Source organism: Candidatus Borkfalkia ceftriaxoniphila, assembly GCF_004134775.1.
Taxonomy (GTDB): Bacteria; Bacillota; Clostridia; order Christensenellales; family Borkfalkiaceae; genus Borkfalkia; species Borkfalkia ceftriaxoniphila.
Genome location: NZ_SDOZ01000002.1, coordinates 1,877,272 through 1,892,953, shown reverse-complemented (window position 1 = coordinate 1,892,953; position 15,682 = coordinate 1,877,272). Strand labels below are relative to the sequence as shown.

Sequence of the window (15,682 nt, the reverse complement as noted above, 5' to 3'; positions counted from 1 at the left end):
CGTTCTGTCAATCTTTCCCGCGGGAAACGAACAGATTGTTCAATGCGGCGCACAGCGCCTCGAAGGAGGATTGTATGATATCCTCGTCGATGCCGGCGCCCCAGCCTGTTTTTCCGTCCCCTTCCACGCCCACGAAGGAGAGCGCTTTGGAAGTCGACTGCTCGCCCAGCGAATGTTGTTCGTAGGTCGTGAGCGTGTACGCTGCGCCGAAATGTTTTTTAAGCGCGTTGGAAACCGCGTCCAGCCGCCCGTTTCCGACCGCCTGCACGACGCTCTTTTTTCCCTGTTCCGCGACGGTGACCGTCGCCTCGATACCGCCCGCAAGTTGTTTAAAATGACATTCGCTCACGTCGAACAAGGGACGGTTTTCCACGAAACGCTCCAAAAATACGCGGTATACCTCGTCGGGTTTCAACTCTTTGTGCGTCTTATCCGATACGTCTTTGGCGGCGTAGCCCATCGCCTCTTTGAATTTGGGAGGAAGGTTCACGCCGAAGTTTTCCTGTAATATAAAGCCCACGCCGCCCTTTCCCGACTGGCTGTTGATACGGATGACGTCCGTCTGATATTCGCGGCCCACGTCCGCGGGATCGATGGGAAGATACGGCACTGTCCAGAATTCGCATTTTTTGTCGCGCCGCCACTGCATGCCCTTGGCGATGGCGTCCTGATGGGAGCCGGAAAAAGCCGCGAACACGAGCGCGCCCGCGTACGGCTGACGGGGTGATATTTCCATCTGCGTGAATTCCCTGTATTTTTCGCAGATCTCGGGCATAAAGGAAAAATCCAGTTCGGGATCGACGCCCTGCGAAAAGAGGTTCATGGCGACGGTGACGATATCGGCGTTGCCCGTGCGTTCGCCGTTGCCGAACAGCGTGCCTTCCACGCGGTCGGCGCCCGCCAAAAGCCCCATTTCCGATGCGGCGACGCCGCATCCGCGGTCATTGTGCGGGTGCAGGCTGAGCACCACGTTCCCGCGGAATTTGAGATTTTTCGAGATATATTCCACCTGTTGGGCGAACACGTGCGGCATGGCGTTTTCCACGGTCGCGGGTATGTTGATGATCGCCTTGCGGTCTTTCGTCGGCTGCCATACGTCTAAAACGGCGTTGCAGACTTCCAGCGCGTATTCGGGTTCTGTGCCCGTAAAACTTTCGGGACTGTATTCGAAACGGTAGTTTTCCCCCGCTTCGTCCGCTAGTTTTTTCAATAATTTCGCGCCGTCCACCGCGATCTTCAAAATTTCTTCGCGGCTCTTTTTAAACACCTGCTCGCGCTGGGCGACCGACGTGGAATTATACACGTGCACGATCGCGTTTTTCGCGCCTTTGATCGCCTCGAACGTCTTGCGGATGATGTGTTCGCGCGCCTGCGTCAGAACCTGCACGGTAACGTCGTCGGGAATGAGATCGTTTTCGATGAGGGTGCGCAAAAACTCGTATTCCGTTTCGCTCGCGGCGGGAAAGCCCACTTCGATCTCCTTAAAGCCGATCTTTAAAAGGAGTTTGAAAAATTCGACTTTCTGACCGAGGCTCATCGGTTCGATGAGCGCCTGGTTGCCGTCGCGAAGATCCACGCTGCACCAGACGGGCGCTTTCTCCACGCACGTTTTTTCAGCCCAATCCATGCTGCGCACGGGCGGCATGGAGAACATTTTGGTATATCTCTGATAATTTTTCATTATAATCACTCCTTTTCTTGTTCAGAATAAAAAAATAAACCTGTTTTCGTCTTTTTTGAAGACGAAAACAGGTTCCGCGGTACCACTTCATTTCACGCGATTTCCTTCGCGCGCTCTTACAAAGAATACTTGTCTTTTCCGACGCATATCCCTCTCTTGTAACGGTGAGATACCGTTTTGCTTCTACTCGTTTCCTTTCGAGCAAACCGCTCGGCGGGGAGTTCTCCCAAAACCATTGACCGTCTCGCATCATCCGACGGTTTTCTGCAACCCGTTTTTGAGATACTGTTCCGCTTCACAGCGTTTCCATATAAAACTATATGTTGATAACATAATAGCATATCCCGCCCGATTTGGCAACCGTTTTGTTGAAGATTTTTAAAAAATTTCTATTTTTGTCAGGCGACGTTTGCGTTTACGCGCGAGATATTTTCGTCGATCACGGTGAAATCCACGGCATTGCCGCAACTTTGATGCGTCAGATCGAATTTCATCGTGATGACCGATACGAGTATCATCGTGCCGTCGAGTTTGACGAGATCGTAATAATCTTTGCCTTCGAGACGGGCGCGGGTAATATTCAGCGTCAGTTCGCCCAAGGCGGAATCGCCCGCGATCGCGCCCACGTCGAGTTTCAGCGTATGCACGTCGTTTGCGAAAGAATAGCCCTTCACCATTTCGCCCGCGTCCTTCGTCGTGCCCGAGCCGCCGTCCGAGGAATTTATCTGTTTGGAAATATAACTTTTCGCGCCGTCGCTCAGATTGATCGCGAAAAAGATCTGATCCATCGCGTCGCCCGCAAATTCTTCCAGCGACATTTTGCGGTACTGATATTCGGGCGTGATCGGTAAGAAAGCGTATGAGATCCAATTTTTCTTCTGCCAGGAGGTAGACTGCACGCGCGTCATGTAAATCGATCCGTCTTTGAACGTAATGTCCGTTTCCGTATCGCCGTTTGTTACGACCTGCGTACCGAAAATAGCGAGAACCAAGATATTATTATAACCGTTCGTTTTCAGATTTACGTTCAGATACGGCGTTCCGTCCGTCTCTACGCCGACTTTCAGTTCGATGTTCACCGTAAGGTCGAGGTCTATCCCCAAAAGGCTCAATCCGAGCGAACCTTTGAGTTCATAGCCCGTATCGGTATATTGATAGGCGTTGAGCAGATCTTCGAACAACAGCGAAACCGAAGAGATATCGATATACGTTTTGCTCGTATCGACCGCTATTTCACCCGCTCTTTGCGCCGTGATCGAAAGCGAAAGCGTTTCGCCGTTTCCGACAGACAGCCCGCTCAGCGTGAAAGAAATATCGCCGTTTTCGTTTGCGCCGAACGCAAACAACGACAGATTTTCCGACAGCGCCGCCACGCCGTCAGCCGATACGCCCTGCGCCTGCGGTATGCCGTCAAGCAATTTTAGAAGATCCGCAAACTGGATCGCACTGAAAATACCCGTCGTAAACTGCGTTTCGCCCGCGGAAAGGAGATGATCGATCAGATCGTAATACGGAGCGTTCGCGTCCAGTCCCATGATGGGCAGAAGCATATTTCCGATCTTATACAACTGCTCTACGGGAATACTGACGTACAGCGCGGTATCGGCATTGTAGCCACTCAACGAATAGGAAACATAAGCCGTTTCGCCCACCGCCGTCATATTGAGGTAATGGGAGCCTGCATCGATTTTCTCCGCCGCATCGTTCAACGCGAAGGTATGGATCTCGGCGCGAAGATCGAAATTGATAGAAAGTTCTGTTCCCGTATCGGACGCGGGCACAAATTCGAACAATCCGCTCACGTTCGCCTGCAAAAGTTCGGAATCGTATTGCGCCGAAACGTTGAGGTATTTCGTATCGAAGAGCGCAACGTAAGCGTTGAGCGCAAATTCGAATACGTTGCCGCATTCTTCCGCGCCCGAAAAATCGTACGGGAATTCGTCGGCGGCAGGCCAGAGCGATACTTCGAGCATATTCACGGGCAAGCCGAAAACAACCGTGCCGCCGACAAGGCCTGCGGACAATTTCTGTCCGTCCGTCGATATCTCTATTCGTGTTTCCGAAAGCCGCTCGTCAAGAAGTCTCAGATCCGCAAACAAGCCGAGAATGGTTTTCCCTTCTTCCGTACGTCCCGAAAGGCACAGGCTCTCCAGAAACGCCTGCAAATCGATGCCGTCTTCGCTGAATAACAGGATCGCCGCCTGCAAACCTTGATCTGCGGTTTCACCCTTCGAGGCAAACAATCCGCCGAGTTTTTGCGCGATCTGTTGCAATTGCGATACGGGCACGCGCATCATCTTGCCTTCATAGACCAGCGTTACGTAGTCGTCGCGATAAGTCAACTCTATCACTTCATCCGCAAATCCGTCCACAAAGATCTCCGCTTTCAGATACGCCTGCATATCCTGTCCGATATGTTTGATCTCGACCGAAAGCGCGACCGTCATTTCGACGTCGTGAATTTTTGCGCCGAATTCCAGAGCAATCGCGATATCGTCGCTCTTTACAAGATTCTGGACAGGCTCGATAAACTTTTCAAAAAGTTCAAGCGAAACGTAATCGTCCGCGTCCGCGGGCGCGCCCGCTTCGCGGGCGGTCACGCCCTGCATTTTCGCCGTTACGCCGTATACGGACAAACCGAAAGCGTTTTCCGCGGGCATGAAGTTTGCAGAGAGTTCGCCGAGGTTCATATCCGCTATGAGCGCGTCCATGTCAACGGTAAGCGAAAGACTTTCGTCGGAGATCGTAAACTGTTTTATGAATTTTGTATAGTCCGCAGTAATGACCGCGCCCAGAATCTCCGTCACGTCCACGCCGCCAACGCTCGGCAAACTGACGTTGAAATATTTCAGTGCGCTTTCGATGGCATATGCGGCGTATTCCGCGGTCGTCTGTATTTTTACGTTGTAAACTTGCAGATAAATATTTTTATTTATGTAAGTAAAGTTTACGGGTATCGTCAGTCCCGCGTAACTTACGGTCAGTTCGCCCGACACTGCTGCATTTTTCACGTTTGCGTAGATCATGCCGTTGACGGACAGCCCGAGGCCGTTATTCTCATACGCCGCAGTGATCTCGAAACTCTGCTCTTCCGCGAGTTTATAAATGCTGTCGAGATACGGTTTTAAATCTACGGAATTTGCAAAATCGTAGGCGTATTCATTTTCCGCCGCGCAGACCGACGCTTCCAGTTTGCCAAGCGAGATCCCGAACAGATCTACGGGTTGGATCGCGGAAACGAACAGTTTATGTCCGTCCGTCGTGATTTTCGCACCGATGTCGGTAAGATTTTCGTTGAGGATTCCCAAGTCCACGAACAGATTCAGGATAGCCGCGCCGTTTTCTTCCACGCCCGTAAGACGGATACTTTCCAGCAGCGCCTGCAAATCCAGTCCTTCCGCGGAGAAGAACGCGAGAAGATCTTTTTCACCTTCCGTGTTTCGGAACAATACGCTCAGTTTTTCGGCGAGCACCGTCAGTTCGCTTTCCGCGAGTTTTACTTTTTGACCCGCAAACCCGAGATACACGTTATTGTTTCGGTACAACACTTCGACGGTCTTGCCGTTGAGCGTGATCTGAAGATATATTTCAAGAGCGTTTTCGAACTTGATTTCGCCGAGGATCTCGCCGGTCAACGCGATATTTTCCACCGTCGTTTCCACGGCGAAACGGAACGCGATATCCTTTGCGTTCGCAAGTTCCAGGACAGGCTGCACGAAATTTTCGAACAGACTCAGTTCCATAAAACTTTCCGCGTCCGCGGGCGCGCCCACTTCGCGGATAGCCACGCCCTGCATTTTCGCCGTTACGCCGTACACGGACAAACCGAACGCGTTTTCCGCGGGCATGAAGTTTGCAGAGAGTTCGCCGAGGTTCATATCCGCTATGAGCGCGTCCATGTCAACGGTAAGCGAAAGACTTTCGTCGGAGATCGTAAACTGTTTTATGAATTTTGTATAGTCCGCAGTAATGACCGCGCCCAGAATCTCCGTCACGTCCACGCCGCCAACGCTCGGCAAACTGACGTTGAAATATTTCAGTGCGCTTTCGATGGCATATGCGGCGTATTCCGCGGTCGTCTGTATTTTTACGTTGTAAACTTGCAGATAAATATTTTTATTTATGTAAGTAAAGTTTACGGGTATCGTCAGTCCCGCGTAACTTACGGTCAGTTCGCCCGACACTGCTGCATTTTTTACGTTCGCGTAGATCATGCCGTTGACGGACAGCCCGAGGCCGTTATTCTTATACGCCGCAGTGATCTCGAAACTCTGCTCTTCCGCGAGTTTATAAATGCTGTCGAGATACGGTTTTAAATCTACGGAATTTGCAAAATCGTAGGCGTATTCATTTTCCGCCGCGCAGACCGACGCTTCCAGTTTGCCAAGCGAGATCCCGAACAGATCTACGGGTTGGATCGCGGAAACGAACAGTTTATGTCCGTCCGTCGTGATTTTCGCACCGATGTCGGAAAGATTTTCGTTGAGGATTCCCAAGTCCACGAACAGATTCAGGATAGCCGCGCCGTTTTCTTCCACTCCCGTAAGACGGATACTTTCCAGCAGCGCCTGCAAATCCAGACCTTCCGCGGAGAAGAACGCGAGAAGATCTTTTTCACCTTCCGTGTTTCGGAACAATCCGCTCAGTTTTTCGGCGAGCACCGTCAGTTCGCTTTCCGCGAGTTTTACTTTTTGCCCCGCAAACCCGAGATACACGTTATTATTTCGGTACAACACTTCGACGGTCTTGCCGTTGAGCGTGATCTGAAGATATATTTCAAGAGCGTTTTCGAACTTGATTTCGCCGACGATCTCGCCGGTCAACGCGATATTTTCCACCGTCGTTTCCACGGCGAAACGGAACGCGATATCCTTTGCGTTCGCAAGTTCCAGGACAGGCTGCACGAAATTTTCGAACAGACTCAGTTCCATAAAACTTTCCGCGTCTGCGGGCGCGCCCACTTCGCGGATAGCCACGCCCTGCATTTTCGCCGTTACGCCGTATACGGACAAACCGAACGCGTTTTCCGCGGGCATGAAGTTTGCAGAGAGTTCGCCGAGGTTCATATCCGCTATGAACGCGTCCAGATCGACGACGAGCGAAAGTTTCTCGTCTGTCAGTCGGAGTTTTTGAATGATCGAGTCGTAATCCGCGGTGATAACGGCGGAAATCGCCGCTTTCAGATCCAGCGCGCCGAGATCGGGTAAAGTTACGTCCGCAGCGCGCAGCGCCGCTTCGAGCGCCTCAACGAGATATTCCTGCGAAGTTTTCAGTTTGATTTCAAAGACCTGCAGATAGACGGTTTCGTCTATAAACGTAAATCGTACGGGAATATCCAATCCCGCATAGGCGATGAAAATCTCGCCGCGAAGCGCGGGACGCAAGGCGTCGATATACAATTCGCCCGAAACCGAAAGTCCGAGGTCGGCGTTATCATAGCCGAGCGCGAGCGTGAAACTCTTGGAATTTACGATCTCGAAAATACTATCGACGTAAGGTTTGAGATCGACCGCTTTCGAGGCATCGATCTTTGCGACGGCGTCGGCGCCTTTAGCGGGCGCGAAGGACGCTCCGATATCGATCGGCTCGAACCGCAAGGCAGCCGAAACGTCGACGAACGAAACGCCGCTTTCCGTTTCGAGAAAACGGAAGGTCAACGGCAGATGCAGTCCCGCCAAATCAAGAGCGCATTCGATGGTGACGTTTTCCCCATCCTTGGAAATGCTGCCCGAAGCGAGTTGTTCCATCAGTTTATCGGGATCGACGCCTGCAAAACCGCCTCCCGCCAGTGAAATCAGGTCGGAAAGCGCCAATTTGCCCGTCAACTCTTTATATTGTACGTAGAGCGAATCGCTTTCGACATTGAGGAGAAGATCGCCCAAAGACGCGCGGATCTCCAGACCGTTGGCGAGATCGAGCGTCACGCGCCCCGCAACGGTATCGCCGTTGACCGCGATCTTCAGATCGAACGTGGAAGGCTCGGCGAGATACCCCGCAAAACCCTGTTGGAGATAATCTACGACGGTAAGCGGCGTTTCGCCGCCGCCCGTAACGGGAGCATCGGCATAGTTTTTGAAATACGATTCGTACGCGGAAACGTCCACGGCGCTCTCTTCGTATGTGTACACGATAGATGAAGTCGCCTTGCAGGATACGTTGAGCACCGAAACGGAAACTTTGTATTCTTCCTCGATATCCGCACGCAAAACCGACCATGTGTCGTCGAACGTAAACGTGATCTGCACCGACGAGAAAGAGGGATAATCCCCGAGATTCCCCATAGTGCGCATCTGACGCTTATAATAATAGGTCGAGCCCGAGGGATCGAGCGTGAAAGTCTGCACGAAATTTCCGTTCTCGTCGCGGGCAAGGTCGGAAACGTCGCTCACGGTTTCGGCATTGAGCACGTAATCGGAAAACTCGTCCGCCCAAAGCCCGTACGCTTCCAGATATTGCGCCTCGTCGAGCACGGAAACGGGCTTATCGTTCGACCACTCGGTATGTATTCCGTTCCACTTGCCCTTGTCATATCTGGGTCCGCGGACGACCACTTTGCCGTCGCCGTAAAATTTCTGCTGCGCGACGCTCGCAAAGGCGCTGGTGCTCACCGATTGCGTGATGAGAATGCCGTTATAATAATCCTTGGTCCCCACTACGTTCTGTTTTGCGATGGTGTCCACCAGTCCCGTATTCTCGCTGTGAAAATACGTACGCGCGGAAAGCCTGCCCGCCATATAAGCGAGATTTTCCAGCCCATCGTAATCTTCGGGAGAAGTTCCGTCCTCGGGCGGCGCCATGCTGACCGTATGCCCGTTTTTGGGCGGCGGCGTGGCGGCCGGTTTGGGCTGACAAGCGAAAAAGACCACGGTAGCCGTGGCGATGATCGCGATGACGACGATTATGATCAGCACTTTTTTCGATAAATGTTTCATTCTCTTAACTTTCCGTAATAAATGTCATGATTAACTATTACATTTTCTATTATATTATTTCTATGCCGATTTGTCAAATATATCACAAAAATTCATGACAAAAATTACAAAAGCAGTCGAAATTCGACTGCTTTCTTTCTGAGTTAACGGGCGATCTCACGATCTTCGAAGGGAGAATGATGTTTTCGTTTTGGCGTTTTGGCGGTGGGAATGGATTTTTTGGCGAGCACCGCGTATACGATGACGAGAATGACGTCCGCCCCGAACCATGCGGCGGGATTGGCGGAACACACGCCGATATATCCCCAATAACGCGCGAATATGAGCGCGGCGACGATACGCATGACGAGTTCCGCGCCGCCCGCAAGCATGGTGACGGCGGAAAAGCCCATGCCCTGGATCCCGTTCCGATAGAGAAAGATAAGCCCCAGAAGCAGATACGTGCCCGCGTTGATATACAGGTACATGGCGGCATTGTCGTAGATCCTCTCGTAATCCTCCCCCGCAAATAGGAGAATGAGCGGTTTTTTCAAGAGCAGAATGAGTAAAAACCCCGCGGCGCTGAAAATAACGGTGAGCAGCAGTCCGATATTCATGCCCTTTTTGATGCGCCCGTACTGCTTTGCGCCGTAATTCTGCGCGCAGTAGGTGGCAATGGCCGCGCCGATAGCGACGAAGGGCTGCTGCGCGATGCTGTCTATTTTGGAGGCCGCGGTATAGGCGGCGACGGTGTCCGTACCCATGGTGTTGAGCACCGACTGCACGACCATGACCCCGATGGCCGTAATGGAGAATTGCAGCGCCATCGGAAGCCCCACTTTCAAATGTTTCCAGCCAAAGAGCGCGTTCGTCCAGAAATGGCGGCGCCGCGTGCGCAGGATCTTATATTTTTTCAGTGCGTACAAAAGGCATAATACGCCCGATACGAGTTGGGACAAGACGGTGGCGACGCCCGCGCCCGCCACGCCCATGCGAAATACGAGAATGCACAGATAATCCAGCCCGATATTGAGAACGGAGGCGAAGATGAGAAAATACAGCGGCGCGCGGCTGTCCCCGATGGCGCGGAGCATACACGACGCCATATTATATAAGGTAGTCGCGCCGATGCCCCAGAAAATGACGATTATGTAATCATAAGCGTCGCCGATAATGGCGGAATCGGTGCGCATCAGTTTTAAAAGGGGCATGGCGGTCGCGACCGCAACGGCAGTGACGACGGCGGTGACGGCAATGCAGAGCACATAGGAAGTGCCGACCGAACGCCTGACGTTTTCTTCGTCCCCCGCGCCGTAAAACTGCGCGATGAGAACGCCGAATCCGCTGCATACGCCCGATATGAAGCCGAGTATGAGAAAATTGACCGAACCCGTACAGCCGACCGCGGCGAGCGCGTCGAGCGAGATGGTCTGCCCCACGATGATGGTGTCGACCATGCTGTAAAGTTGCTGAAAAATATTCCCGATAAAAATGGGAATACAAAAAAACAAAATATTTTTAAACGGACTTCCCGTCGTCAGGTCTTTATAGCCTTTCATATGGCGCGCTCCTTATTTCGCGCAACAATGATACAGCAATTGCGGGCAAATGTCTATTGATTTGAGGCAACTTTTTTCATAAAAAAACGGCGGGGATTTCCCGCCGTTTTTTTGTTTATAAAATCTTTTCGGAAAGCAGTTTGATGCCTCTTTCACCGAGCAATTTCACAGCGCGTTCGGTATCCTCCACGCGCATCAGGATCTTTGCGGAATTGTGATTGGTGAGCACGAAGGAGTATAGATATTCGATATTTATATTCTCTTCTTCGAGCAGCGCGATGACTTCCGCCAAGGCGTTGGGCTTATCTTCCACTTCCACGCCGATCAACTCCGTCTGCCCCACGGTAAAGCCCGCCTGTTTCAGAATTTCGTATGCGCGGTCGTTGTCGCGCGCGATGAAACGCACGATGCCGTAATCCTTGGTGTCCGCGATGGACAGGGTGACGAAATCGATGCCCTCCTGCCCCAGCGCGTGCGTCAGTTTGTACAATCTTCCGGGCCTGTTTTCCATAAATACGGAGAGTTGTTTTACCAACATCTTATTTTCCTCCTTTCAATGTTATTTTCTGCGGTCGACGACGCGCTGCGCTTTGCCTTCGCTCCGCTGAATGGAGCCCGATTCGCAAAGTTTGATGCGCGCGCCCACGCCGATATAGGAATTGACTTCCGTTTCCACTTTCTTTTTGATGGATTCCAGATCGCTCACCATGTCGGGCGCGATATTGCCCGCAAGTTCGATATGGATCTCCATGGTATCGAGATTGTTCACGCGGTCCACGTAGATCATATAATGCGGCGACACGCCCGCAACGTTCATGATTGCCGCCTCGATCTGCGAAGGGAACACGTTGACGCCGCGCACGATGAGCATATCGTCCGAACGCCCCTTGACGCGCCCCATCTTGACCGTGGTGCGGCCGCAGGCGCACTTCTCGTTTGAGAGGGTGCAAAGATCGCGCGTGCGGTAGCGTATGAGCGGCTGTCCCGTCTTGGTGATCGTGGTGAACACGAGTTCCCCTTCGCTGCCGAACGGCAGCGGTTCCAGCGTTTCGGGATCGATGATCTCGGGAATGAAATGGTCTTCCTGCACGTGCGAACCGCTCTTTTGCAGGCACTCCATCGCAACGCCAGGCCCGCAGATCTCCGAAAGGCCGTAGATATCCAGAGCGTCGATATGCAGGGTGCGTTCGATCTCGCGGCGCATATTGTCCGTCCAGGGTTCGGCGCCGAACGCGCCGCCCACCAGGGAGAAATCTTCTATTTTCATGCCCGCCTTTTCGATCTCCGTTCCCAGAAAGATGGCGTAGGAAGGCGTACAGCAAAGGTGCGTCGCGCCGAAATCCCTTAAAAGCGTCAACTGGCGGATGGTGTTGCCCGCGGACGCGGGAACGGTGGAAGCGCCGATCTTCTGCGCGCCGTAGTGCGCGCCCAGCCCGCCCGTAAACAGGCCGTAGCCGTAAGCGACGTGCACCATGGAATCCTTGGTCACGCCCGCCATGGAAAGCCCGCGCGCGACGATCTCGCTCCATACTTCCAGATCGTTGCGGCTATATCCCACCACCGTGAGTTTGCCCGTGGTGCCGCTGGACGCGTGCACTTCCACGATATCCTCTGCGGGCGAAGAATAAAAGCCGAACGGGTACGCCTCTCTTAAATCGTGCTTGACGGTGAACGGCAGTTTATAAAGGTCGGAAACCGACTTGACGTCGGAAGGTTTCAGTTTGAGTTCGTCCATCTTTTTGCGGTAAGGCGCGCAGTTGTTGTAGACGCGTTCCACCGTCTTTCTCAGCCGTTCGCTCTGCAGATTCTGCATTTCCGAACGGGACAAACACTCGTATGCGGGATTGAAGATATGATCTTGTATCTTTGTTTTCTGCATCTTTTCGCCTCTGTAAAGAATTTTTATACGGCGGCAAAGCCCAGTCCGAACGCCTTTTCGTTCATTTCCGCCAGTTTCTGCGGAATGGAGGATATGAGCGCCCGTAAAAACGCCTCTTTATCGAATCCGAGTTTTTTGCAGAGCGCGCCGAGCATGACCGAGTTTGCGGCTTTGGAGTTGCCCGCCTCCAAGGCGAGATCCAAAGCGTTCACGGCGCAGCCGTTCAAGACGCTTTCGATGCCCTGCGGATATTCCGCCGCGCCCGTAACGACGGGCATGGGCATGATCTCCTGCGTCGAATACAGCACGACGCCCCCCTCTTTCAGATAATGAAGATAGCGCAGCGCTTCCAGTTTTTCGAACGCGAGGATCACGTCTGCGCCGCCCTCGTCGATGATGGGCGAACGCACGGCGTCGCCCATGCGGACGTACGTCATGACGCTGCCGCCGCGCTGCGCCATGCCGTGCACCTCGCTCAGTTTGACGTCCTGTCCCTGTTTCAGCGCGTATTTGCCCAAAACGCGGCTCGCGAGCAGCGTTCCCTGCCCGCCTACGCCTACGATCAAAATATCCATTATTTGTTCCTCCCCTGAATAGCGCCGAATTTGCAGACGTTCTGGCAAAGACCGCATTCCGTGCACAGCGAAACGTCGATGGTCACGCCGTTTTTGCCGTTCACGATGGCGGGACATCCGAGTTTCAGACACATTTTGCAGTTCTTGCATTTGTCCGTAATGACGAAACTTTCATACAATTTTTTGGTGAGAAGAACGCACGGACGCTTTGCGATGATGACGGAAACTTCCTCTTTCAAAAGTTCCTCTTTCAAAACTTTTTCAAACGTTCCGATATCGTTGGGATCGACGGTGTTCACGCTCTTCACGCCGACCGCGCGGCAGACCTGTTCCAGGTCGAGTTCGTACGTCGGCTCGTTTTTGATGGTCTTGCCCGTGGCGGGGTGGTTCTGATGCCCCGTCATGCCCGTGGTGCGGTTATCCAGAATGATGACCGTCACGTTGGAACGGTTATACACCGCGTCCATTAGCCCCGTCACGCCGCTGTGGCAGAAGGTGGAATCGCCGATGACCGCGACCGAATGTTTATGCGCTTCGGGGTCGGCTTTGTCGAACCCGATCGCCATGCCGATACTCGCGCCCATGCACACGACCGCGTCCATGGCGGAAAGCGGCGCCACCGCGCCGAGCGTATAGCAGCCGATATCGCCGAGCACGTTGAGTTTGAGTTTGGACAAAACGTAGAACACGCCGCGGTGCGGGCAGCCCGAACAGAGCACGGGCGGGCGCGCGGGCACTTCCGCCGCCTTGTGTCCGATCTTTTCCCCGAGCACGCGCTCGCGGATGAGCGACGCGGAAAATTCGCCGTTGAGCGGGAAAAGGTTCTTGCCCTCCACTTTGATCCCGTGCGCCTTGACGAGCGTTTCGATGTGCGGCGCAAGTTCTTCCGCAACGATACAGCGTTTGACGCTCTTAGCGAATTTTTCGATCAGTTTATACGGGAGCGGATAACTCATGCCGAGTTTTAAAACGCTCGCGTTCGGCAGCGCCTCTTTGACGAACTGGTAGACGCCGCCCGCGCAGATGATGCCGATCTCGCCGTCGCCCTCTTCGATTTGATTGAATGAAAATCCGTTCGCATCCTCGGAAAGTTTTTCGAGGCGCTCCTCCACCACCACGTGCTTGCGCTTGGCGTTGGCGGGCATCATCACGTATTTGGCAATGTCTTTTTTGTATTCTTTGACGGGGCGCTCTTCCCGTTCGCACAACTCCACCTGGCTCTGGGAGTGGGCGACGCGCGTGGTGATGCGCAAAATGACGGGCGTATCGTATTTTTCCGAAATTTCAAACGCCGCCTTGGTAAAGTCCTTCGCCTCACGGCTGTCGGAAGGCTCAATCACGGGGATCCTCGCGCTGACCGCAGTCAGGCGGGTATCCTGTTCGTTCTGCGAACTGAACACGGACGGATCGTCCGCCACGGCGATGACCAGCCCCGCGTTGACGCCCGTATATACAGACGTAAACAGCGGATCGCACGCCACGTTGAGCCCCACGTGCTTCATGGAAACGAGCGTGCGCGCGCCGCGGATCGCGGCGCCTATGCCCACTTCCAGCGCCACCTTTTCGTTGGGGGACCATTCGCTGTACACTTCGTCGTAGCGCGAGATCTCCTCGGTGATCTCCGTGGAAGGCGTTCCCGGATAGGCGGTCGCCACTTTCACGCCCGCCTCGTACGCGCCGCGCGCGACGGCGAAATCGCCTAACAATAATTTCTTCATCTATACATACCTCACAAAGTTTTTCGCTGTTATTTGCTGCGCAGATCGATCACGCGCTTGACTTTTCCTTCGCCGCGGCGGATGGACATGGGCTCAACCAGTTTGACTTTCACGTCCAACTGCACGACCACACGCAAATTGTGGCGGATACGCGCGACCAACTCTTCCAGCTTTCCGTAATCGGTCAAAAGGTTGGCGTCGTCCACCTCCACGCGCACTTCCAGAGAATCCATGTAATTTGCCCTGTCCACGATGATCTCGTAATTCTTGCCCAGTTCGCGCATGCCCATGAGCACGCTTTCGATCTGCGAAGGAAACACGTTGACGCCGCGGATGATGAGCATATCGTCCGTTCTTCCCACCACGCGGGACATACGCGCCGTCGTGCGGCCGCACTTACACGGCGCATAGGTGAGTGAAGTGATGTCCTTGGTGCGGTAACGGAGAACAGGCATTCCCTCTTTCGCGAGCGTCGTGATCAGAAGTTCGCCGCTCTCGCCCTCTTTAAGCACCTCGTTCTTTTCGATATCGACGATCTCGGGATAAAAATAATCTTCGTTGATGTGCATGCCAGCCTTTTCGCGGCATTCACCCGAAACGCCGGGGCCGCCCACTTCCGTCAGTCCGTAGTTTTCCGTGGGGAACACGCCCGAAATTTCCCGCAAAGACGCGTGCATTTCCGCGGTCGAAGCCTCGGCGCCGAGAATGGCGAGGCGCAGTTTGAGATCTTTGAGCATGCCGTTCCGCCTTGCCGTTTCCATCAGATACATGGCGTAACTGGGCGTTGCGACCAGCCCCGTCGCGCCGAAATCTTTTAAAAGCATCAGTTGGCGCTCGGTATTTCCCGAGGACATGGGAACAACGGTGGCGCCCAGTTTTTCGATGCCGTAATGCAAACCGAACCCGCCCGTGAACAGTCCGTAGCCGAAAGACACCTGTATGATGTCCTCGTCGGTCGCGCCCGCCATCGCCAGAACGCGGGCGATGCAAGTCGCCCAGTCGTCCAGATCTTTGCGGGTATAGCCGCCCACGACGGGTTTGCCCGTGGTGCCGCTGGACGCGTGCAGGCGGATGATCTTTTTCATGGGGACGGCGAACAGCCCGAACGGATAATTTTCGCGCAGGTCGTCCTTCGTGGTATAGGGAATGAGCGAAACGTCTTTAAACGTCTTGATATGCGAGGGTTTGAGCCCGATCGCGTCGAATTTACGCCGATACATGGGCACGTTATCATATGCGTAGCCGACGATATATTTTAAGCGTTCGAGTTGCAGCGCCTCGATCGCTTTTCTGTCGGCTGTTTCGAATTCGGGACTGAACATGACCATGGATCTTCACCTTCCGTGCAAATTATTATAA

Annotated in this window: 8 protein-coding genes and 1 other annotated feature; all 8 genes read right to left on the bottom strand. The window is 53.6% G+C overall.

The window, feature by feature from the left end:
• Positions 1-7: 7 nt before the first annotated feature.
• Positions 8-1,681, bottom strand: a complete 1,674-nt coding sequence (locus tag ESZ91_RS08455; protein ID WP_129226150.1) for a 2-isopropylmalate synthase — start codon at positions 1,679-1,681, stop codon at positions 8-10.
• A gap of 54 nt (positions 1,682-1,735) precedes the next feature.
• Positions 1,736-1,989 (bottom strand) — a binding site (T-box leader).
• A gap of 90 nt (positions 1,990-2,079) precedes the next feature.
• The gene (locus tag ESZ91_RS08450; RefSeq protein WP_129226147.1) at positions 2,080-8,613 is read right to left on the bottom strand and encodes a hypothetical protein; all 6,534 of its coding nucleotides are present in this window, start codon (positions 8,611-8,613) and stop codon (positions 2,080-2,082) included.
• A 143-nt stretch (positions 8,614-8,756) separates the two neighbouring features.
• A complete protein-coding gene (locus tag ESZ91_RS08445; protein WP_129226144.1) occupies positions 8,757-10,151 on the bottom strand; it encodes an MATE family efflux transporter in 1,395 nt (464 codons plus the stop codon).
• Positions 10,152-10,266: 115 nt separating this feature from the next.
• Positions 10,267-10,689 carry an ACT domain-containing protein gene (locus ESZ91_RS08440; RefSeq protein WP_129226141.1) on the bottom strand — a complete coding sequence of 141 codons (423 nt, stop codon included), beginning with the start codon at positions 10,687-10,689 and terminating at the stop codon, positions 10,267-10,269.
• A 21-nt stretch (positions 10,690-10,710) separates the two neighbouring features.
• On the bottom strand, positions 10,711-12,030 hold the full coding sequence (locus ESZ91_RS08435; RefSeq protein ID WP_129226138.1) for a phenylacetate--CoA ligase family protein: 1,320 nt from the start codon (positions 12,028-12,030) through the stop codon (positions 10,711-10,713).
• Positions 12,031-12,053: 23 nt separating this feature from the next.
• Positions 12,054-12,605 (bottom strand): indolepyruvate oxidoreductase subunit beta, encoded by a 552-nt coding sequence (locus ESZ91_RS08430; protein ID WP_129226136.1) that lies wholly within the window; start codon positions 12,603-12,605, stop codon positions 12,054-12,056.
• Positions 12,605-14,323 (bottom strand): indolepyruvate ferredoxin oxidoreductase subunit alpha, encoded by a 1,719-nt coding sequence (gene iorA, locus ESZ91_RS08425; RefSeq protein ID WP_129226133.1) that lies wholly within the window; start codon positions 14,321-14,323, stop codon positions 12,605-12,607. Before iorA ends, ESZ91_RS08430 begins: the two co-directional genes overlap by 1 nt.
• Before the next feature lie 29 nt (positions 14,324-14,352).
• A complete protein-coding gene (locus tag ESZ91_RS08420) occupies positions 14,353-15,645 on the bottom strand; it encodes a phenylacetate--CoA ligase family protein (protein WP_177816132.1) in 1,293 nt (430 codons plus the stop codon).
• Between the last annotated feature and the right edge of the window lie 37 nt (positions 15,646-15,682).

Excerpts from the sequence above, each read along its gene's own strand:
- ESZ91_RS08455 (WP_129226150.1), bottom strand. The coding sequence starts at position 1,681 with ATGAAAAATTATCAGAGATATACCAAAATGTTCTCCATGCCGCCCGTG.
- ESZ91_RS08450 (WP_129226147.1), bottom strand. The coding sequence starts at position 8,613 with ATGAAACATTTATCGAAAAAAGTGCTGATCATAATCGTCGTCATCGCG.
- ESZ91_RS08445 (WP_129226144.1), bottom strand. The coding sequence starts at position 10,151 with ATGAAAGGCTATAAAGACCTGACGACGGGAAGTCCGTTTAAAAATATT.
- ESZ91_RS08440 (WP_129226141.1), bottom strand. The coding sequence starts at position 10,689 with ATGTTGGTAAAACAACTCTCCGTATTTATGGAAAACAGGCCCGGAAGA.
- ESZ91_RS08435 (WP_129226138.1), bottom strand. The coding sequence starts at position 12,030 with ATGCAGAAAACAAAGATACAAGATCATATCTTCAATCCCGCATACGAG.
- ESZ91_RS08430 (WP_129226136.1), bottom strand. The coding sequence starts at position 12,605 with ATGGATATTTTGATCGTAGGCGTAGGCGGGCAGGGAACGCTGCTCGCG.
- iorA (WP_129226133.1), bottom strand. The coding sequence starts at position 14,323 with ATGAAGAAATTATTGTTAGGCGATTTCGCCGTCGCGCGCGGCGCGTAC.
- ESZ91_RS08420 (WP_177816132.1), bottom strand. The coding sequence starts at position 15,645 with ATGTTCAGTCCCGAATTCGAAACAGCCGACAGAAAAGCGATCGAGGCG.